The following is a 20,945-nucleotide window of genomic DNA, read 5'->3' as shown; positions in this document are numbered from 1 at the left end:
TGTTATTTGGAAAAACCTCTTTGAGCCACTTACCAGGCCTTGTACTTAAAAAGACAGTCTTTTGAGCTTTAACTGAAATTCTTTAGATTCCAGGAGTCGAGTTCGTAATCGTTCAAATGAACTATTTGATTTTTTGATTTTTTTCAGTTCATCTGGTTCTGGATCACGATCAAGAAGGAGATTAAATGCCAGCATAATGTCCTCTTCTTGGGGGGTGCTGGAGTGAAGTGTATCTGAAAACACCTCAAACTTATCGTGGAATAATTGCTTTTTAAATTCCTCAGAAGAAAATAAGCATCTTCTTAGTTTTTCTACGGTTTCACAGGCCGATTGTTGAAATTGAATCGTAAATTCATTTTCAGGTTCGCGTCCGAGTATAAAACGATAACCCGCAATGACATGTTCTTTAGTGGGTGCATTGATTCGTGTTGATTGATAGAAATCGTATGCCTCATTTATTTTATCGAAGGAATAGAGCCGGCCATTGCTTAGCACCGCTGCTGATTCACAATGGGTTTTTATATAAGCTGGATCATGAGAAACAATAACAAGCGCTCGATCGTTTCTTTTTTCAAATAATTCTTCATAACACTTTTTGTGAAACCGGTCATCGCCCACTGCAACCACCTCGTCAATTAAGAAACAATCAAATTCAACGGCCATGGAAATTGCGAAACTCAACCGCGCTCGCATTCCAGAGGAATAAGATTTAATAGGTTCATGGAAATAAATACCCAGTTCGGCAAAATCATTAACAAATTCGATTTTTTCGTTCATGAGCTTTTTTGTAATCCCATAAATTCTGCATATAAAACGAATACAATCGAGTCCTGTTTGATTGTCTTGAAATGCATCCCCTAAAGCGAGTGGCCATGAAACGCTCATCTCCCGATGTATTTTTCCTGAACTCGGTTTTTCGGCACCACTAATTAGACGGATTAAGGTTGACTTCCCAGAGCCGTTGCGTCCTAAAATCCCTATTTTTTGACCACGCTCAAGGGTTAAATTAATTTTATCGAGCACGGTACGTACCCCTTTGCGAACGGGATAAACCTTGCTGATATTATCGATATGAATCATTCTGAACCTACGCGTCTACTCGCTTCTTTTACCATCGCAAGACTGAATAGACTTAAGATCAAGCAAAAAGAAGACAGATATTGAATTGAATAATGAGTATGAACCGTGGAGCCAAAAAATCCTTCTCGTACTAATTCCACACCATGTATCATTGGTAACCATAAAACAATGGATTGCACTTTTTCAGGTAGCCAGTCGACCATGAATGCTGCACCCGACATGGGAAAAAGTAAGTACGCTACGGTATGCCATAATCGCTCAACTGTTTCAAAGTGCTCGCTAATCGCACCAATCAGCAAGGCTAGCGCCACAGCGAACCACATAAGCAATAACCAACCGCATAAAATCGTTAAAACATTATCCGGAAAATCCATTAATCCCATACTGATGAACGCAATGGATAAAATCAAAAACGACATTGTCACGCTACTAATCTCAAGCGTAATGCGTGCTAAAAACAAGTGCAGTACTTTAATGTAACGATGATGCAACAAGCTGCGATTCGCACGTACTGCCATGGTGCAACGAGTCACTGTATTTCGCCACACAAGTACTGATGAGTACCCAGTAAGTGCGAAAGCCGTAATAGGTAAACTCGAACCATGGGTGAGTTTGGTCAATGTCCATAATGTAGTCACTCCCAAGGTAAATAACATGGGCTCTACGATGATCCATAAAAAACCAATATTATGTCTACCATAGCGAATTAAGATTTCCCGCATAAGCAGCGCGCCAATTACCCGAGCTTGTATTTTGAGTAATGAGTCCTTTTGCAACGACATAAAAATCCTATTTAATGGCAATTTCCATACGATAAATAGAGAAAATCTAATGGGATAGAGTCTTCAACTTTGAGCTAAAACGATTGTTATTTCTAATTGAAAAAGTATAATGGATTCACAAAAATAGGACAAGACTTATACTTTTGAGCCCTCTCCGGAAGAACTATTGTATACGTCGAAGAAGTCAATTTAACAGCATAGCATTAAATTAAGGGATTTTTATGAGCTTCATGTCTTTCGCACAAAATTTTGAAGACATCATGTTGTGGCGCGCACTAAAGCATGTGCAGAAAGGATTCTATATTGATATTGGTGCTCAACATCCGATAATCGACTCGGTCAGTAAGGCATTTTACGACAAGGGATGGCGTGGCATTCACTTTGAGCCTGTCCCTGAATTTGTTGAACTATTGCGAAACGAACGACCGGATGAAACCGTGTTACAAATCGCGCTCTCTGACTCTAATGGATTACTTGATTTTAATATTATTCCTGGAACCGGATTAAGTACAGCCATCGACCACATTGCAGAAACTCATCTCCAGGAATTAGGCTTACCCTTCCATAAAGTACAAGTGCCAACGCTCACCTTGCAAGCAGCTATGAATACATTAACTGTGCACGATATTCATTGGATGAAAATTGATGTTGAAGGGTTTGAGCAACAAGTTCTCAGCGGTTGGGATTCCACGAGCTTACGCCCCTGGATAATATTAATTGAAGCGACAGTTCCTAATTCACCTGAAACAAATCATGCCCAATGGGAGTCATTGCTGATTGCAGCCGATTATCTATTTGTTTATTCCGATGGACTCAATCGTTTTTATGTTGCCAAAGAACATCCTGAACTCCTTAATGCTTTTATGAGCCCCCCTAATATATTTGATCGATGGCAAATCACTGAGAACTCATGGCTTTGTCAAGAATTGCTCGCGACTTATAAGGTAAAAATTAATACCTTACTGGAGCAAACAGCAAACCAACTTAATTTAGCAAAAGAAAATCAAGTACAACAGCAAGACGCAATGCAACGTTTACAACAAGAAAAAGATGCTTTGGTCCAGGAGGTGGGTTTACAAAAAGAATACCTAACTCATCAGCAAGGCTTTGTTCAAAACTTACAAACTGAATTAAATAATGTGAATCAAAAATTAGGTGCCCTAAGCGAAGAACTAATTACAATCAAAGAATATCGTAGGCAGGAACAAGTACATGCTCAGAACTTACAGCTTGAATTAAATAGTGCCAACCAAAAAATAGGTGTCCTCAGCGATGGGCTCATTGCAGAACAAGAATATCGACGAAAAGAGCAAATACATATTCAAAATTTAAAAAATGAATTAAATAGTGCCCATGAAAAAATGAACGCCTTAAATGAGGAACTGATTGAGCAGAAAGAGCAACGTAGAATAGAGCAAGCATCGATGCAAATGCAGCAGCATAATACTCAAACTTCAATAAGACACGCCACTTCTATCAAAGTGCTTTTGCATCGACAAGGAGAGGATTTTATTTATCATGCTTATCTTGCCGCATTGAATAGAGAACCTGATCCACAGGGTATGAAGTATTACTTGTCCCGTCTGCATGGAGGCGAAAATAAGTTATTAATACTTAAAGACTTAATCAAATCCCCTGAGGGACAAAGTAAAAAAATTCGTATAAAGGGATTTAATAAGGCTATGCGCTGCTATAAAAGACAAAATTGGCCTGTGATTGGATCGTACTTTAGAAGAGTTTATGAAAGACAAAATAATAAAATCAGGCAACAGATATTAGCCCAAAATACAAATAAAGTTGAATTCGAATTAAATCATTTATCGGAACATGAGCGTGATATTTTTTTTCGACTGAAACAATGCATTGACGTTGGTGCTTAGTAAATAAGCATCAAAAGACTTTGTAAACTATTTGAATTAGATGTAAATAAAGGATTGCATAATGTTAGAAAAAACCAACTGTTGGAAAACGGATTTAACAGAAAATCAGATTTATTTGGGGTATAATCTTGAAGATTTAAAAAGACTTGAAAAATATCATCAGCCACACTCAGAACTGGAAAAAGGATTTTATACAGACTATTTTGGCATTAAAACCGATTTAGCTTTTTTTTCTATTAATAATACTCACCATGAACACACTCTTGGTAGGCTCCCTTTTCCATGTGACACGCTACATGCAGAAGCGCTCGAATACATCGCTGCTGTCAAAGCAGTAGAATCTGCTAAAAACCAATTCGTATGCATTGAGTTAGGTGCCGGCTACGGGCCTTGGTTAGTATTCGCTGCTAAAATTGCTCAACAAAACGGAATAGCTGATATTACTCTTGTGGGTGTGGAAGCCGATAAAGAACGAATTGCGTTGATGAAGGCTCATTTTATTAAAAATGGTCTTCCTACATGGGATGAGCATGTAATTAAACCCGGAAAACAGATTATTACCCGTTGTATTTATGGGGGTATTAGTGAGAGCAACGAGCCACTATTTTATGCGGCAAATGGAATTGGTGACTGGGGTGGGGCTGTATCGAATAGCTCATCTGCAGAGGATTATCGTGGATATGAGCTTCCTAAGAAGCAGGTTCCAGCTTATACGATAGAAGATATTTTAAATGATTATAACCATGTTGATTACCTCCATCTTGATATTCAAGGTGGCGAATTTAAATCAATAAAACATTCGATAGCTTCATTAAATAAAAAAGTTCGTTTTACGCTTGTAGCAACTCATAGTCGAGCAATTGAAGGCGAATTGTTAGAGCTGTTCACCCAAAACAAATGGATTTTACTTCATGAGAAACCTTGTAAATTTGATTTCAATCCGAAGCTTTATTCTCTAACGGGCATGACCACCTTGGATGGGATTCAGGTATGGTTCAATTCCAATTTATATGAAGATAGTGGCATATGGAAAGCATTGAAGGAGTGGTTATGCGTATTGTCTTAGATCTTCAAGGCGCTCAAACACCTCACACTCGTTTTAGGGGTATTGGTCGTTATGTACTTTCTCTCGCGTCAGCGATTGCAAGAAATCGTGGAGAGCATGAGCTGTTTATTGCTCTTAATGGACAATTTCCGGAAACTATCGTTCCTATACGAACCGCATTTGAGGGAATATTGCCACCGGAGAATATTCGCGTGTGGTCTCGTAATGCATCTAGAAGTGAACAGAATTGGTCTCATCAAACTGCAGAGCTGCTACAAGAGGCATTCCTGGCTCATTTAAAGCCCGATGTAGTTCTTATTGGGAGTTTTTTTGAAGGAACCAATGATGGGGGTGTGATTACGAGTATTGGCAGATTGAGTAAAATACCTGTAGCCGTCATACTTCACGATTTAATCCCCCTGGTATATTCGGATCATTATCTAAAAGATTCAAAAATAAAAAAATGGTATTTAACAAAACTTCAATCTCTGGTACAGGCAGACCTATTGTTATCTAATTCAGAACATTCAAGAAAGGAAGCTTTAAAATACTTAAATTTTTCAGAAGACAAAATTATCAATATTTCTTCTGCAGTAGATGATTATTTTAAGCCCATCAAGATAACCAAAGAAGATGAGATCCGAGCTCGATTTGGTTTAACTCGCTCCTTTATTTTATATACAGGGGGAATTGATTTTCGTAAAAATGTTGAAGGATTAATTCGGGCTTATGCGAAGTTACCTCAGGACGTTCGTGATGAACATCAATTGGTGGTGGTATGCTCAATTAATAATTCGGAAAAGAAAAAACTGTTTTCATTGGCTGCCTCCCAGGGTTTAGCTATTGAGGAATTAATATTTACCGGATTTGTATCCAACACTGATTTATTGAGCTTGTATAATTTATGCAAAATTTTTGTGTTTCCTTCACTGCATGAAGGATTTGGCTTACCTGTTCTTGAGGCGATGTCTTGTGGTCAAGCGGTAATTGGGTCGAATACCAGCAGTATCCCAGAAGTGATTGGTAGAGAGGACAATCTATTTGATCCTCGCGACGATGAATCCATAGCAAATATGCTTTTAAAGGTATTAGATAATGATGATTTTCGCTGTGAATTGAAACATGCGGCACTGGAGCAATCTAAATTATTTTCCTGGGATATTAGCGCTCGCAAAGCGATTAACGCATTAGAAGCCTTAGTTAAACAAAAGAAACAGAAAGGCATCTCGTTTAATTCACACCAACGACCCAAGTTAGCCTATGTTTCTCCTCTGCCCCCAGAACGTAGTGGGATAAGCTATTATAGTGCAGAACTTTTGCCCTTTTTGAGTCGATTTTATGAAATTGAAGTTGTTGTCGCTCAAAAGGAGGTTAATGACTCCTGGATTACAGCCAATCATCACATTCGCTCAGTTCAATGGTTTAAGGAGAATGGTCTTGGTTATTACGATCGAGTGATTTATCATTTTGGTAACTCGATGTTCCATCAACATATGTTTGAGTTGATTCAACAAATACCTGGTATTGTTGTACTGCATGATTTTTTCCTATCCGGTATTATCGATTATGTCGCTTATCAGAATAAAACCAAGAATTTATTAAATTTAGAATTATATTATTCCCATGGGTATAAAGGATGTCTTGATAGAGTGAATGATCATGATAAGGCCCTCTCTAAATATCCATGTAACCTTCGCATCCTACAACAGGCAACAGGCGTTATTGTTCATTCAGAATATTCTCGTTATCTAGCAAACCATTTTTATGGCCTCAATACGGCAAGAGAATGGACGGTTATTCCCCATTTAAGAAAACCTGTCGAACTCGTTGATAAAATTGCCGCCCGCGAACAATTAGGTCTAAACCCCGATGCTTTTTTAGTATGTAGTTTTGGAATATTGGGGCCTAATAAAGAAAACCATCGATTAATAAAGGCTTGGTTGGATTCAGAGCTTGTGTACAGTAAACAGTGCAAGCTGATCTTTGTAGGAGAAAACCAGTCTACCAGTTCTTATGAGAACCAATTATTAACCGCTATTAATGCGGGTTCAGGGGCAAATATAACTATTACTGGATGGTGTGATAATCCAACGTACGAGTTATATTTAACAGCGGCGGATCTAGCGATTCAACTGCGAAAAAACTCCCGGGGAGAAACATCTGGAACCGTATTAGATTGTATGAATTATGGTGTTCCTACAATTATCAATGCACATGGTAGTCTTAGCGAAATACCTGACCACTGCGTGTGGAAGATACCCGAAGAATTTACTGATCATCAATTAACAGAGTCCCTAGAACTCCTCTGGAACGATAAACATCGACGATTGGCTCTGGGCGACTTGGCTCAAAAACATATAAGAACTCAGCATGCGCCCTATGATTGTGCACAGAAATATTATCATTCCATTGAAAAAATGTATGATCTCGCTTCAGCGGATATTTTCTCATTAGGTAAGTCAGTAGCCCAACTAAAATCTTATTCTCCAAATACACGCGATTTAATGCAATTAGCCAGAGATGTGGCTCAGTCTATTTCCAAATCAATCCCTACACGGCAATTCTTTATTGATGTGTCGGTACTCATTGTTAAAGATGTAAAATCAGGGATTCAACGAGTGACACGAAGTATTTTAAAAAGATTATTGGAGTCTCCTCCAGCCGGTTATAGAGTGGAGCCTGTTTATGCTTCTGAGAGCCATACTTATCGGTACGCCCGTAACTTCACACTTAATTTATTAGCGTGTTCTGCTGAAAATTTTGAAGACTCACCTATTGATGCAAATGCCGGGGATATTTTCTTAGGTTTGGATTTAAGCCCCAGTATTGTTCCTAGACACAAAGAATATCTGCTGAATTTGCATCGAAAGGGCGTTTCTATTCATTTTGTTATTTATGACTTACTCCCCATTCTAATGCCGGAAATGTTTACTCCTAAAACGGAGAAAATGCACCAAGCCTGGATGAACACGATTTCCATGTTCGATGGTGCATTATGTATCTCTAAAGCAGTGGCTGATAATGTGTGTGACTACTTAAAGAGTTTTAAATCAGAACACGCCCGTCCTTTCAAGATAGGCTATTTTCACCTGGGAGCGGATATTGAAAATTCATTGCCAACCCATGGGATCAATAGTCATGAAGAACACCTACTTCAACAGTTAAAACAAGATCCAACCTTTATTATGGTTGGAACGGTTGAACCACGAAAAGGGCATCAACAAGTACTCAAGGCATTTGAATTACTCTGGTCGCAAGGGCATCGATTTAATTTAGTCATTGTGGGAAAGAAGGGATGGGAAGTCGATAATCTTGTCAAAAAATTGCGCACAAGCCCGGAATTGTTTAAACATTTATTCTGGCTGGAACAGGTGAGTGATGAATATTTAGAAAAGCTATACGCCGTTTCTTCGTGTATGTTGGCTGCAAGCGAAGGGGAAGGATTTGGTTTGCCTTTAATTGAGGCAGCAAAATATAAACTTCCTATCATAGCCCGTGATCTTAAGGTATTCCGGGAAGTGGCAGGAAATCATGCTACCTATTTTAATTCCAATGCTCCCACTGATTTGGCTGAGGCAATTCTTTTTTGGGTGGGTAATTTCAAAGAAAAGACCCATATTTTATCGGAACACATGCCATGGCTAACTTGGGAACAAAGTACCCAACAACTTTTGGAAGTACTTTTCAATGGGCAGTGGTATACCCAATTAACACCAGAACAGTGTGAACCAGATTGGAATCAGTTTTCGATTAAGAAGGAAGAAGTACCAGAACAGGAGGAGCTATGCAACTAAATAATTCTCCTAAAATCGCAATGATTACTGGGATAACCGGCCAAGATGGCGCTTATCTGGCTGAGTTACTATTGGAAAAAAAATACATCGTCTATGGAGCTTATCGACGTGCTAGTGCAACTAATTTTTGGCGAATTAAAGAATTAGGTATCGATAAACATCCAAATTTACATTTAGTTGAATTCGATTTAACTGATTTGAGTTCAATTATAGGCTTGCTTAGGAAAAGCCAAGCGACAGAAGTTTATAACTTAGCAGCACAGAGTTTCGTCACTTCTTCTTTTGAACAACCTATTATGACCTCTTCAATTACCGCGCTTGGTGCTTTAAATATTTTAGAAGCAATTCGGATAGTGAATCCGATGATTCGCTTTTACCAAGCAAGTACTTCGGAGATGTTTGGGAAAGTACAAACCCTACCGCAAACTGAATTAACTCCGTTTTATCCTCGTAGCCCTTATGGAGTTGCTAAATTATATGCTCATTGGATGACGGTTAATTATCGTGAAAGCTACAATTTGTTTGCCTGTAGTGGCATTTTGTTTAATCACGAATCGCCTCTGCGAGGCTGTGAATTTATTACACGAAAAATTACCAACGGTATTGCAAAAATCAGATTAGGAATGCTCGATGTCTTAGAAATAGGGAACTTAGATGCAAAGCGGGATTGGGGATTTGCAAGAGAGTATGTAGATGGGATGTGGCGTATGTTGCAAGCAGATGAGCCTGATACATATGTATTAGCAACTCAACGAACTGAAAGCGTGCGATATTTTGTAAACTTAGCGGCACAAGCGGCAAATTTTGATCTTGCTTGGGAAGGAAGTGGTGCCCATGAAATAGCTATTGATCAACGAACCGGCAAGACCATAGTTCAAGTTAACCCTCAATTTTATCGGCCCGCTGAAGTGGATATGCTCATTGGGGATGCTTCCAAAGCAAAAAAAAAATTAGGGTGGGAGTCTAAAATATCTTTAGAACATTTATGTCAAATGATGTTAGAAGCAGATCTGGAACGAAATAAGCGTGGGGTAACTTTATAATGAAGAAGGTTATGATTACCGGTTCTTCTGGGTTTACCGGGCACTATCTTTCTTTGGAACTGTTGCGTGCTGGAATGAATGTCATCGGTCTTTGCCAACGGTTACCGCTTCATCCGATTCCAGGAATGAATTATTTTTCATCCGATCTTTTAAATCAAGCTGAGCTGAGCAATATTATTAAAGAAATAGAGCCTACAGTGGTGGTTCATTTGGCAGCGGTTTCTTTTATAGGACAGGATAATGCGGAAACAATGTATCGAACGAATATTATCGGTACTCGGAATCTATTGGAGGCTTTAACCCAATTATCAAAACCTCCAGAACAGGTTCTTTTGGCCAGCAGTGGAAATATTTATGGCAATACAGAGCGCGAATTCATTGATGAAACGGCGCCCGCCGCCCCGATCAATGATTATTCAGTTAGTAAGTTATCTATGGAGCAGATGGCAAAACTTTGGATGAACGAGCTTCCCATTACGATCGTGCGTCCATTTAATTATACGGGAGTAGCGCAATCATCTCTATTTTTGGTACCCAAAGTAGTTACTCATTTTTCCCAGCGTGCCGATTTTTTGGAATTAGGTAATTTAGACATCGTGCGGGACTTTTCTGACGTTCGTGATGTTGTCCACGCATACCGACGACTTATAGAAGTAGGCGGAACTGCAAATGAAGTTGTTAATATTTGTACTGGTCAAGGATACTCGTTGCAGCAGTTACTTTCCATGCTGAGCAAATTAACAGGGCATAGTCTGGAAATTGGCGTAAATCCTAGGTTTGTTCGCAGCAATGAGGTCAAGCATTTAGTAGGATGCAAACAAAAACTTGAGCAAATTATAGGCTCCTTTTCCCGTTTTACTTTAGAAGAAACCTTAAGTTGGATGTTAGAAGCAAACAGGTTCGCGCCCTGTAAATGAGGGAAAAGTAGTCCACACAATCCACTTTATGCTTAATTTACACACACTAAAAGGATATAATAAGGTCCCTAATTGAAAAGTTTTGGGAAAGTATTATGCCTTTTTTATCACGAAAAGAGTTTGTAAATATATGTACAGAAGCTATTTTGAAGACTAGAAGAAAAATAACAATCAGTAATCAAAAAAGTGGATATATAAAATACCATCGCGAGATTAAAGAAAATGACTATTTTACTAAAAATGTTCGCGAACCTCTAAACTCTACCCAAGAAGATGAATACATGTACCGACATGATCTAATTGAGCATGCCGGTTTAGGAAATTGCCATGAGCTTGCAGATTATCTTCTGGTAGAGATTGGTAAAGAAATTACCCGTAGAGGCGCAGTTGCAAAAATTCGTATTCTTAGCTCACTTAAATGTGATCATGTCTATTTAGAAATATTAGTGCAGTTAAAAGGTGAGAACAATCCTTCCACATGGGAGGTGGATGCTTGGGATCCACGGATCATTGATATCAGTACTCGACCTGATGGTTCAATAAAAAATTATGAGTCGCTTACTTACGGATACTCAGCGGATCCCCAAAATTCAGTCTATACCGATCAAATCAACTACAATCGTAGATACAGATTTTTTAACGAGATACCCAAGCCATTGCCTGGTAGGCCCCCCGCTGGAAGTGCGACACCGGAACGGGAAATATTGGAAAAGCATTCTAAATTGTATGATGATTACACTGTAGAAGAGTCAATGGAGGCAGGAAAGTTTGACTCCTCTGGGGCCGTTCATTATTTACAACAGATTTCAGGCTGGCAACACTAATACAAGATCAGTTTAAAAACTTGAATAGCGCTTAGCCTGAGAAGTTAAACTCGGGCGGCGATTGCCCGATTAATGTTTTTCCTCAATTAAATAAATAACTCCATTAAAATCATCAGAGAGATACAATTCGCCACCTTTACCTTCGACTATATGAACCGGCCTACCTATCACTTTGCCTTCTTTAAGAAATCCGGTAATAAAGTCATTTTGAGTTATTATTCCATTTTCAAAACTAAGACTCACCACCTTATAACCGACTTTAATTGAACTATTCCAGGAACCGTGAAGGGCAACTAATGCTTTTTTATAAAGTGGAGATTCAGGATTTTTTATAAAAGTAATGCCTAAAGGTGCTTGGTGCGCGTCGAATTTGAATGCCGGCGGTTGAGATCCATTAATAATTTGTTCTTTTCCAATACCAAATTTGGGGTCGGGTACTCGATCTCCGTTTGCATAAGGCCATCCATAAAATTGATTTTCTATAATAAGATTTAACTCATCAGGAGGGAAGTGGTCCCCTAAATAATCACGTCCATTTTCAGTTGCATAAAGTCTTCCATCGATGGGTGACCAATCAAACCCAACCGCATTTCGCAGCCCCTTGGCATAAACAGTCAAATGATTCTCACCGGGTTTAAAACGCGCGATAGAAGCTCTTAAAGGATTTTTTTCAATGCACACATTACACGAAGAACCAATCGATACATAGCCGTATCCATCCGGACCAAATTTAATAGTTCTTGTCCAATGCCCTCCATCATAGGGAATATTTGTTATTATTCGCTCATAAGACCCCAGAATACGTCCCTTTTGTACATCATATTTAACTCGGCCAATCGCATTTTCTTCTGCAATGTATAAGTAGTGATCCAATAAATCCATGCTGTGAGGCTTTTGCAAACCCGTGAGAAGCACGAGTTTTTGTTCCGGCTTTTTATAAGGTATTAGGATGAGGGCTCCTTTTGAGGGCTCGGTTACTAGCAAATCCCCTGAGCCGGTAACATACATAAATCTTGGTTTGTCGAGCCCTTGAATATAAGGCTTCAATATAAAATCATTCTTCAGATTAATATGTGTAGGAGGGTGTGATTTTAAAAAGGGAAGAGATTGCCCTACTAGCTCCGAAACCTCGATATTAAATCCAAGAAATGGTTGAAATAAGTACAATAACTCCATACCCAATAAAATTAAAATCAGACTGTAAAACAGTTTTTTCATTTTGATATCCGGTTTAATTCAGTTTGATGATCGTTTGTAAATTGAAATTCTTGGAGTAGAGCACAAGGCGTATTTTCTAATGGAAACAGTATATAGTATTTAAAATTTTAAGCGACTGGCCTTCACTCTTTAAAGTAATAGTGAAATTTGGGAGAAAAGAAGTGCTTATATCCATTATCCGTTACAGATCTATAGAAAACTGCAGCTCATCATCTTCATCAACCTTTTGTGCAGCTTGGACTACATGTTTAGATTTTTTAGCTATTGGGATGGATCCAACAGCATTTTCTAATTGTTCGATTTGTGCTTGTAAAGTCACTTTATTCGCTGATAATTGTGTATGCTCCTTTTCCGAGCTCTGTAGTTGGTCCATTTGTTTTGTATAAAAACCAGATTTTTCTTCTAGTCTTGCATTGTCTGCTTTTAAACGCCTAATTTCTGCAATTAAAGAATTGCGCGAGTCATACTGAGTACATTTACTTTTTGCTTCCTCAATTAATTCTTTGCGTACAAAACGCAAGAAAAAACCTTTTATTATACCAGGTTTTGCATCTGCTAAAAAACGGTCCAATATCCCTGGTTCTGCTGAGAGAAGAGTGCCCATTGTTTTATCATGTAGAATAATCTTTTCAGTATTACTTTCACATTCTTTTTGTAATCGTTCGATTTCTAAGTTAATCTCTTTCAGTTCGTCTACATCCTTCTGCAAATGATTAAGTTCTTTATCGATTTTGGGAAGTGAATGTTTAAATTCAAGAATAATTTCAAATAAGTCCTCCTTGCTAAGTGCTTCTAAAATGGAAACATATTGATTATGATTTTCGCTGATTCGAGCTTTTTTTAATTCTTCAAAAGCCTCATAGCAGATTAGGCCAATATATTCATCCTCTAATGATAAGATTTCATTAATCGCTTCTTCGATTTTTTGACCATCATAGGTTGCTTTGCCTCTAAGGATAAGCCTGTAAATTGTTTCACTCATTGGAACCCATACAACATAGTTATGTAGTATAATTTTAGTACAAATAAACTAATTATTGGTGCATCCGTTAATTATCTTACAGAAATTAGAATAAATGAGCTCGGATTTGAGTTATAACTTGCGATTCATAGAGTGAATTTGCCAAATCAATTTTATTTAAAGTTCGAATGTTATTTGCTTTCTCGTTATTTCAAAATATATTAAAAGAATGCCTAACTAATAATGGTCATCAATGAAATTTATAATCAATAAAAAAAATAGTGCAGAAACTATCGTTCTGACCTTGGAACCCACAACAACCGTTAAAGAGCTGTTACTTATTCTTTATACTTACAGAAGTAAGATTTATGATCATTTTTCTTTTAAAGACTATCAAAAATTCATTTCAGTATATCAGTGTCTTTTATATGGGGATCGATTCAAAAATAAGTTACTTCCAAAGACCAATTTAGCGGATTATGGGTTTGAGGATCCATGTTATCTGACTTGGGAAGAGTCTACTGAGAATCGAAATCATACATCCGAGATGGAGCCCACAGGTAATAGAGCCCTATTTTGGCAGGCTAATATAAAGCCAGATAAGCTCGATATAGGAAAGGAGTCTTATTCGATGTCAGCCAGGTCAACGATTCCTTAAGGGAGGATTTTTTTAAAAGTAACTGAGCGTGAAAATAATCAAGCTCCTAGATTGAGGTCATTCGCGATACCACGCCAAAGGTTGCAGTGTAGGTTATGTAAAGGTTTGTCTAATAACTTAAAACTCGCCTAGGTTGCATTTTATATAAAACCTTCGTATTCCTAATTGATTTCCATAAAATCTGGAAAATTGTTTATTTTGGTGCTGTTTGCCTGGCTATTTCCTCGTAGGCCTTTTGAGTTTGCTCATCTCTTTTCCTTAATTCTTTAAAGATTGAGGGCATATGCTTAAGCGCTCTTGTGGCTATCTCATTGATTTCCTCCATTGAGCTGCTAGCTTTTCTAGGATCTGAAATGCCTTCTTGTGCTTTCTGATAAATTTCATAAATATGATTGGGAACTGCTTTCTCTTCTCCGTCCACTTCAATTCTGGATCTGCTTCTCCAAGTTTGCCACTTCGTATTTTCTATTAGTTCAACTATTGCATTAAGCGCTTCAACAGCAAGATCATTCTTTACCTTACAGCAATCATCATAAATAAATTCGCTTTTAAAAGATTCGAAATTAGAATTGTATGACCTGGATTTCTCTGCAAGTATCATTGAATACTGACTTATTTCTTCTGATTTAGTTGCTGCTTTTTCTTTAATGATATCTCCATTAGAAAGACTGTAATCCGTGATCACGTCATTGCTTTTATATCCAACTTTTGGTGGAGTCACTCTTGGTTCGCCTCTATTATATATGGATGAAAAATTTACAAAATTCTCAGTGCTATGGTCTCTAGTTTCTACTTGATGATCTACAAAACGCTGATGCCAAGTGAGATTATCCTGTTGAAGTTTTGTAATTTCTTGCACCACTCTATCCTTATACGTTTGGAAAATTTTTAAAATTTGGGTTTCTATTGTTGGAGGGGGATCTGGCGGGGGTAATTTTTTATGGACTTTAGATATAGGCAGGGACGCCTGGAAATCGTATAAATTCAATTCTTTAGCAAGTGCCTCTGCGGTAAGCATCTCTTCGCCATAGTTTATCTTATTTAATTTGTCTAACTCAGCTATAGCCTGTATACTATTTTTAACATCATTAAAGATAGTGGCAACGTTACATAGGTCGACAATTCTTTTAAGCGTTTTGATTTCCTCCATCAACTCTTGGTTTGTTGGGTTTAATTTCTCAATTTGTTGGATCCACAACTGAAGTTCTTTATATGTCATTTCTAAGTCCTAAAAACAATATCTGTTTCTTTTATTGTACACCAAATGTACATATAGTGCATGTTTTGAGCTTTGAGAAGGTTATCTATCTAGTCTTGATGAACCTAAAGCCGGAGGAATAGGAAAAGTTATAATAAAAAGGATTTTTAGAGTTGTTTTAATGAACTGAGTTTAATCGTTGGTTACGTAACTTTAGGTTGTGTTTATTGTGGTTTAAGCCACCAAAATAGGTTGCCATCAATTTCGAATCCGAATGTTTTGTTTATGCTCACAACAAAGTCTAGAATCTTCTCAAAGATTTTCTAATCAAAGACAACGCATCCCTTTCCTGGTTGCGCTTCATGATGAGCCGCATAATGTTCCACCTTAGCTTCAAAGAAACTTAGAGCCTTAGACTTCGTTGACGGAGGATTGGAATTGCTGGGAGTGGGGCTGGGCTCAGCGGCATAACCAAAGGTATTTAACAGGTTAACCGTTGTATTCCCCGCAGTTTCTACCGTCTTTCCTGCATTTGTATCATTTGCTGCTGACATCACATCCTGATGTTTAAAACGATATAAATTAGTTAAAACAATCGCAGATTCGAGTACCATCAAGGCAACACCCACTGCGGGATTAAGAGCAAAACCTATTGCCACAAACAATCCGGCTGCTACAAGTGTAATTATTGAGTTATAACTTAAACTTACGGATAAGTTCTGGACAATGTTTTGTTTGGTTTTTTCTGCGACGTCGAAGGCAGTCGCTATAGGAAATAATATACCTTGCTGAATTACAACCCCTGCATGTTGTTGGGTAATGCTATCTCCGATACTGGATTTTACCGCGATTCCAAGATCGGAATACGCAATCGCACTCACATCATTGGCCGCATCACCGACCATGGCTACTTTACAGCCTTCGCGTTTCAGCTGTTGTATATAACTTATTTTTGAGATTTCCGTTGGATTAGAGATCGCACCTACAGTATTGGCGCACAGATTATTTTCAGAAATACCTAATAATGCTGCGTATTTCAAGGCAGTGACTTTATCTGCACCTGTGCAAATATGCACTGTTTTACCTAAGCGTTGAAGTTGCTTTACAGTGGCAATAGCATCTTTACGCAAAGGGTCAGTTAAAGCAACTTGTCCGATTACGGATGTACCCTGCACAATATAAATGCTACCATTTTCAGGATTATCATAAGGCTTATTAATAAGAGTAACTCCATTTGCTTTGAGCATATCTTCGTTACCAATCATGAAGGTTTCACCCTCAATAGTAGCTTTTATTCCGGAGTGATGACTTTTATCAATGGATGTGATTTTTAACGACTCTGTAGCGATGTCTTGATTTTCTATATAAGACCTAATTATTTGTGCTGTAGGATGATCAGACTTACTTTCCAATAATGCAACATGAGCTAATAATTTTCTATTAGAAATTCGCAGACGCTCTACTTCAATGTTTCCTTGAGTCAGGGTGCCATTTAAATCAAAAACAACAGTATCAATATCAGCAGCTGCTTGTAATGCTTTACCATTGTTAAAATGGATTCCGTTTTCGGATGCTTTTTTCATACCGATTTTAACTGCCATTGGCGTAATCAAGCTCAAAGCGCATGGGCATGCACTCACAAGAACTGAGATAACACATTGAATAGCCAAAACAGGATTAAACACCGAACCGATGACGATGCCGGAGATCAGTGCAATTGTAAGCAGACCGGGAATAAAATATTTTAATAATTTATTCGCAAATTGTTCGAGAGGGGCTTTTTCAGCATTTGCTTGTTCAATATTTTTTGCAATTAGAGATAAGTAAGAATTTTGATATGTTTTGGTAACCCGCATTTCCAATGAAGGAATATGATCCGCCAAGCGCATCCCTGCTTTAACTTTATCGCCTGGATTAAATTCTTGTAGGTGCGGTGAACCATCGATGCGTGTAGTATAAAGCAGTGCTTTTGATGTTAATACTCCATCGACAGGAATAACCTCTCCTTTTTTAAGGATAATAAGATCATTAGGGATTAAATTTTTGACGGAAATTTCTTTATCTGGATTACCTTTTAATAAGGCTTTTTGAGACAAACAATCGCGGACATCTAATTTTTTGTTGATTTCATGAATTAAAGTATGTTCGATCCCTTCACCTAAATGCCAGAAACCTAAAACCAGCGGTGCTGCTTCGAACATCATAGGTAATCCAGGAATAAACAAGCTAGCGATAGATACCGCAACGATAGTCAAGGTGCTTATTGCATACAAAGTGGTCGTATCCCATTCCTTTGCAAGCAATGCATGCCATGCTGATTTGTAAACAGTATTTCCCAAATATAAGGTCATTAAGGTAGTAAGACCGGTGATGGCATAATAGGCAAGCATAGGGATATTAAAACTCCCAATTGCTAAAACGAGCATACCCAATCCCCAAAGCAACCCTAATCCAGCTTTAAGCCAATGATTTTCATCCCCCTCAGAGCCGTGGTGATGGTGGGAGTGGGTATGAAGGTGGCCATGACCGTGCGAATGAGAATGACCCTGGGAAGGATCGTGAGAAAGATTATGAGAATGACCATGGCTATGATCACCAAAATGATCATCAGAATGACCGTGAGCATGATCACCAAAATGATCATCAGAATGACCGTGAGTATGATCATCAAAATGGTCATCAGAATGACCGTGAGTATGATCATCAAAATGATCATCGGAATTGAAACGTTTTGTTTTTTTTCTGCTTTTTTTAATAGGAGAAGAGGGAGTGGGTTTGGAAATTAGTGGGGCCATATGCATATCTTCTTGATAGTCAATAGTCTCCATTTCAATGATGTCACTTAAAATAATTCCCTCCTTTGATAAAAGCTGAGTCACTACAGTCTGTATCGTAATAGAATCGTTCACTTCACATAACAAACTGATGCCTTTATCTTCACTGGTTAAATCGATAGCAATACGTACGAGCTTTAAGCTTAGTGCTGAGTTCAAAATCTGTTCGATTTTTGTGGAAGTGTTCTCCAGATTCAAAGATGACACGTTATTAGAAAGGCGGAATCTATAATTACAATACATTGGTTTCCTCCATTTAAAGGACAACATAAATGTTAAAGAGGAGCAACGCCCACTTCAGTTGTATATCAATATTCACTTCAGACCTGTTACAGAGATTACGTAATTTTGAAACGGCACGATCAAGTAATTTATTTCGTTTAAACCGATAAAACAGCGTCTGGTATTTTATTACGAGGCATCCTAGGCCTCAGAAAGTGTTATATTGTAACATCGTCTTGCCAAAGAACAAGTCATATTAAATAATTTTTAAACCAGAGGAATTTAGCTAATATTCGGTGCCGGTGTTTGATAATTTTTCTGTAAAACAAGGACTGTGGTATAATGAATTAAGTGATTAAATTATAATATGATTGATGAAATATAATTTGTTGGACAAGGCTTATAAGCATTGCGTGCAGCATGGCTATCGGTTCACAGACCCGAGAGAGCGTGTCCTCAAGATTTTAATAGAAGAAAGAAAACCTCTAGGGGCTTATGAAATCTTGCAAAGACTCTCCACACAAATTGAAAATCCCAAACCACCTACAGTTTATCGAGCGATTCAGTTCTGGCATCAAGAGGGATTCATCCATTGTATTGATAGCCTCAAATCTTATGTTGCTTGTTTGCACGGGCATCATGTAGGACAAGCTCAATTTTTAATTTGCAATCAATGTGATTTTGTCAAAGAATTAGAATGTATTATTGATTTCACGTGCATTACAGAATTAGCAAACTCACTGCAATTTTCAATTATTAATTGCACAACAGAAATCAAAGGTTTATGCGCGCGTTGTAAACTGGCCAATCGAGAGGATTAGGCGCGGTTAATTGTAAAAAAACACGTATATTTTCGCTTATTGGTAATGGCTATTAATAAGTAAATCAATATTCGAGGCAAGTGGCTGCATCACCTTGTTACAAAAATATTCTCGTGACACCGGTTTTTCTATGAGTTCATGACTATGAGCAGGCTGTTGAAATAGCATCAAAAAACATCCGACTAATATTATATCTAAACGCATAAAAAACATATCAACTATCCAATAAAGAAATAAATTGACAACTAATTTACCATAAAAATGCAAAAAATGCACCTTAATTGTGCAATTTTTAAAGCTATTAGTTTTTTAGAGATGCTCTGGCTCATCATAAAGCCTTTGGTTGTTTTGGCCGATGTAGGATTAGTTGTAGATTTTGGGACTGGATTTATAGCTTTTTTATTAGGTTTCAGCTTGTGGCTTATTGTTACGGCCATTTCTTGATTGGCTACGCGACTGTTTATGTCGAGTAGTTTATTAATTATTCTGTTATTGATCTAAATAGTGCTCAGTTAAAAACAAAAAAGGCTAAAGTTTATTACCGGAAACGACTTGCTAATGCGCACTGAAGATAATAGTGAACTGAGCGGCGATAGGTCATACCGGGCCGAGTGTCCAGGTTGCACTATTTTTTCGAGCCCAGATTAAGCAAATAAATATAACTTCTTCAATCTCCGGGCTTTTTAAATAGCAGGGGTATAAAACCTATGATTAGAGGATTTTGAGCCCGAATGGGTCAATTCACTAATTTGTTGTCTTAACTCACCAATGGTATTTTGTTGTTGCTCAATCACTTTTTGTTGTTTTTCTTCTTTTGCTTGCATTTGTTTAAATAAAATATAGGACACATAAATAGCGGTACGTTCTTTTGCTGTGAAACTTAACAATTTTTTTTCAGCTTCTTTATTTTCGGTTGATAATAATTCAAGCTCTTGTTCCTGCTCTGAATTTAGTTTGTTGAGAGCGGCATTTTTTTCCGATAGCTCAGCTACTAAAAGGGTATGCTGATGTTCGGTGCATATTTGTTCTGCAATGTCACTAATTCGAGCGTTGGATGTTTGGGTAGTGATGTTAAAACGTTTTAAAACACTATCGTTTAAAATATCCCCTGAATTGCATAGTTCACCGCCGAGATACCCGTCATTTTTTAAACCCGACAAAGCAATGGTCATTTCTTTGCTATCTTCATCTTGGGTATAAGTCATTCTATAGGTTTTGTGTTTTGGAGTTTCTAAAAGTACTTTAAGATCAACAAGTACTTGAAAAATTTGATTTTTGTATTCTTCTAATTTGGTAGGCTCAAGGGAGTTTTTTTGGCTAAGTAATGTATTTAGCGAAGTAATTTCATTCAAAATATAATATAAGAAAGGTCTTCGGCCGCTATCACTGCATTGCTTGATAAGCTCGTTCAGGCGGATTTTAAAATGAACATCCTTATTTTGGATGATTTCTTTGGCACGAATGAGTGATTTTTCTCTGAGTAATTCTTCGTCAGTATCGGTGACTAATTTTTTTACTTTCGGTTGACTGTCATGATAGCGCACTATAACTGCAGTCAGAGAATAAATTAATTCTTCTAGTCTCGTCATGTAAAATTCCTTCTAAAGCTAAATCCATTAGTCTAAATGTGGAACTACATACAAACTTGATATTTCACTATATTGAATG

At 37.7% G+C, this 20,945-nt stretch carries 16 protein-coding genes; 9 read left to right on the top strand and 7 right to left on the bottom strand.

Features of this window, described 5'->3' with window-relative positions; all coding sequences use genetic code 11:
• Positions 1-45: 45 nt before the first annotated feature.
• Entirely contained in the window at positions 46-1,080 is a 1,035-nt protein-coding gene (locus ACWTE2_RS23175; protein WP_454784588.1) for an ABC transporter ATP-binding protein, read from the bottom strand.
• Positions 1,077-1,862 (bottom strand): ABC transporter permease, encoded by a 786-nt coding sequence (locus ACWTE2_RS23170; protein ID WP_454784587.1) that lies wholly within the window; start codon positions 1,860-1,862, stop codon positions 1,077-1,079. The genes ACWTE2_RS23175 and ACWTE2_RS23170 overlap by 4 nt, the downstream gene beginning before the upstream one ends.
• Before the next feature lie 230 nt (positions 1,863-2,092).
• Between ACWTE2_RS23170 and ACWTE2_RS23165 the strand changes: the two genes are divergently transcribed.
• The 6 genes from ACWTE2_RS23165 to ACWTE2_RS23140 all read left to right on the top strand — a co-directional run bounded on the left by ACWTE2_RS23165 (position 2,093) and on the right by ACWTE2_RS23140 (position 11,365).
• Positions 2,093-3,742 (top strand): FkbM family methyltransferase, encoded by a 1,650-nt coding sequence (locus ACWTE2_RS23165; protein ID WP_454784586.1) that lies wholly within the window; start codon positions 2,093-2,095, stop codon positions 3,740-3,742.
• Positions 3,743-3,803: 61 nt separating this feature from the next.
• Positions 3,804-4,808: an FkbM family methyltransferase gene (locus ACWTE2_RS23160; protein ID WP_454784585.1), complete on the top strand. Its 1,005-nt coding sequence runs from the start codon at positions 3,804-3,806 to the stop codon at positions 4,806-4,808.
• Complete coding sequence (locus ACWTE2_RS23155; RefSeq protein WP_454784584.1) at positions 4,793-8,581, top strand: glycosyltransferase; 3,789 nt, start codon at positions 4,793-4,795, stop codon at positions 8,579-8,581. Before ACWTE2_RS23160 ends, ACWTE2_RS23155 begins: the two co-directional genes overlap by 16 nt.
• Complete coding sequence (gmd, locus tag ACWTE2_RS23150) at positions 8,572-9,624, top strand: GDP-mannose 4,6-dehydratase (RefSeq protein ID WP_454784583.1); 1,053 nt, start codon at positions 8,572-8,574, stop codon at positions 9,622-9,624. Before ACWTE2_RS23155 ends, gmd begins: the two co-directional genes overlap by 10 nt.
• On the top strand, positions 9,624-10,541 hold the full coding sequence (locus ACWTE2_RS23145) for a GDP-mannose 4,6-dehydratase (RefSeq protein WP_454784582.1): 918 nt from the start codon (positions 9,624-9,626) through the stop codon (positions 10,539-10,541). Before gmd ends, ACWTE2_RS23145 begins: the two co-directional genes overlap by 1 nt.
• Before the next feature lie 95 nt (positions 10,542-10,636).
• A complete protein-coding gene (locus ACWTE2_RS23140) occupies positions 10,637-11,365 on the top strand; it encodes a hypothetical protein (protein WP_454784581.1) in 729 nt (242 codons plus the stop codon).
• Positions 11,366-11,434: 69 nt separating this feature from the next.
• Here ACWTE2_RS23140 and ACWTE2_RS23135 read toward each other — a convergent pair whose 3' ends face one another.
• Both ACWTE2_RS23135 and ACWTE2_RS23130 read right to left on the bottom strand, forming a co-directional pair.
• A complete protein-coding gene (locus ACWTE2_RS23135; RefSeq protein WP_454784580.1) occupies positions 11,435-12,583 on the bottom strand; it encodes a PQQ-dependent sugar dehydrogenase in 1,149 nt (382 codons plus the stop codon).
• 181 nt (positions 12,584-12,764) lie between these two features.
• The gene (locus ACWTE2_RS23130) at positions 12,765-13,565 is read right to left on the bottom strand and encodes a hypothetical protein (RefSeq protein ID WP_454784579.1); all 801 of its coding nucleotides are present in this window, start codon (positions 13,563-13,565) and stop codon (positions 12,765-12,767) included.
• Between the two features lie 232 nt (positions 13,566-13,797).
• On the opposite strand from ACWTE2_RS23130, the gene ACWTE2_RS23125 reads away from it, so the two are divergent.
• Complete coding sequence (locus ACWTE2_RS23125; protein ID WP_454784578.1) at positions 13,798-14,202, top strand: S1 domain-containing protein; 405 nt, start codon at positions 13,798-13,800, stop codon at positions 14,200-14,202.
• Between the two features lie 193 nt (positions 14,203-14,395).
• Here the strand turns inward: ACWTE2_RS23125 and ACWTE2_RS23120 are convergent, their stop codons facing one another.
• Positions 14,396-15,421: a hypothetical protein gene (locus ACWTE2_RS23120; protein ID WP_454784577.1), complete on the bottom strand. Its 1,026-nt coding sequence runs from the start codon at positions 15,419-15,421 to the stop codon at positions 14,396-14,398.
• Between the two features lie 302 nt (positions 15,422-15,723).
• The gene (locus ACWTE2_RS23115; protein WP_454785016.1) at positions 15,724-17,826 is read right to left on the bottom strand and encodes a heavy metal translocating P-type ATPase; all 2,103 of its coding nucleotides are present in this window, start codon (positions 17,824-17,826) and stop codon (positions 15,724-15,726) included.
• A gap of 1,004 nt (positions 17,827-18,830) precedes the next feature.
• Here ACWTE2_RS23115 and ACWTE2_RS23110 point away from each other — a divergent pair.
• Both ACWTE2_RS23110 and ACWTE2_RS23105 read left to right on the top strand, forming a co-directional pair.
• Positions 18,831-19,277 (top strand): Fur family transcriptional regulator, encoded by a 447-nt coding sequence (locus ACWTE2_RS23110; protein ID WP_454784576.1) that lies wholly within the window; start codon positions 18,831-18,833, stop codon positions 19,275-19,277.
• Positions 19,278-19,547: 270 nt separating this feature from the next.
• The gene (locus tag ACWTE2_RS23105; protein ID WP_454784575.1) at positions 19,548-19,721 is read left to right on the top strand and encodes a hypothetical protein; all 174 of its coding nucleotides are present in this window, start codon (positions 19,548-19,550) and stop codon (positions 19,719-19,721) included.
• Between the two features lie 239 nt (positions 19,722-19,960).
• Here the strand turns inward: ACWTE2_RS23105 and ACWTE2_RS23100 are convergent, their stop codons facing one another.
• Complete coding sequence (locus tag ACWTE2_RS23100; RefSeq protein ID WP_454784574.1) at positions 19,961-20,866, bottom strand: hypothetical protein; 906 nt, start codon at positions 20,864-20,866, stop codon at positions 19,961-19,963.
• Positions 20,867-20,945 lie beyond the last annotated feature (79 nt).

The organism is Legionella nigrisilvae (assembly GCF_977063395.2).
This window is presented reverse-complemented; position numbering and strand designations above follow the sequence as displayed.

Excerpts from the sequence above, each read along its gene's own strand:
- ACWTE2_RS23170 (WP_454784587.1), bottom strand. The coding sequence starts at position 1,862 with ATGTCGTTGCAAAAGGACTCATTACTCAAAATACAAGCTCGGGTAATT.
- ACWTE2_RS23140 (WP_454784581.1), top strand. The coding sequence starts at position 10,637 with ATGCCTTTTTTATCACGAAAAGAGTTTGTAAATATATGTACAGAAGCT.
- ACWTE2_RS23110 (WP_454784576.1), top strand. The coding sequence starts at position 18,831 with ATGAAATATAATTTGTTGGACAAGGCTTATAAGCATTGCGTGCAGCAT.
- ACWTE2_RS23130 (WP_454784579.1), bottom strand. The coding sequence starts at position 13,565 with ATGAGTGAAACAATTTACAGGCTTATCCTTAGAGGCAAAGCAACCTAT.
- gmd (WP_454784583.1), top strand. The coding sequence starts at position 8,572 with ATGCAACTAAATAATTCTCCTAAAATCGCAATGATTACTGGGATAACC.
- ACWTE2_RS23125 (WP_454784578.1), top strand. The coding sequence starts at position 13,798 with ATGAAATTTATAATCAATAAAAAAAATAGTGCAGAAACTATCGTTCTG.
- ACWTE2_RS23115 (WP_454785016.1), bottom strand. The coding sequence starts at position 17,826 with ATGCTCGTTTTAGCAATTGGGAGTTTTAATATCCCTATGCTTGCCTAT.
- ACWTE2_RS23145 (WP_454784582.1), top strand. The coding sequence starts at position 9,624 with ATGAAGAAGGTTATGATTACCGGTTCTTCTGGGTTTACCGGGCACTAT.
- ACWTE2_RS23100 (WP_454784574.1), bottom strand. The coding sequence starts at position 20,866 with ATGACGAGACTAGAAGAATTAATTTATTCTCTGACTGCAGTTATAGTG.
- ACWTE2_RS23160 (WP_454784585.1), top strand. The coding sequence starts at position 3,804 with ATGTTAGAAAAAACCAACTGTTGGAAAACGGATTTAACAGAAAATCAG.
- ACWTE2_RS23155 (WP_454784584.1), top strand. The coding sequence starts at position 4,793 with ATGCGTATTGTCTTAGATCTTCAAGGCGCTCAAACACCTCACACTCGT.
- ACWTE2_RS23120 (WP_454784577.1), bottom strand. The coding sequence starts at position 15,421 with ATGACATATAAAGAACTTCAGTTGTGGATCCAACAAATTGAGAAATTA.
- ACWTE2_RS23105 (WP_454784575.1), top strand. The coding sequence starts at position 19,548 with ATGCACCTTAATTGTGCAATTTTTAAAGCTATTAGTTTTTTAGAGATG.
- ACWTE2_RS23165 (WP_454784586.1), top strand. The coding sequence starts at position 2,093 with ATGTCTTTCGCACAAAATTTTGAAGACATCATGTTGTGGCGCGCACTA.
- ACWTE2_RS23175 (WP_454784588.1), bottom strand. The coding sequence starts at position 1,080 with ATGATTCATATCGATAATATCAGCAAGGTTTATCCCGTTCGCAAAGGG.
- ACWTE2_RS23135 (WP_454784580.1), bottom strand. The coding sequence starts at position 12,583 with ATGAAAAAACTGTTTTACAGTCTGATTTTAATTTTATTGGGTATGGAG.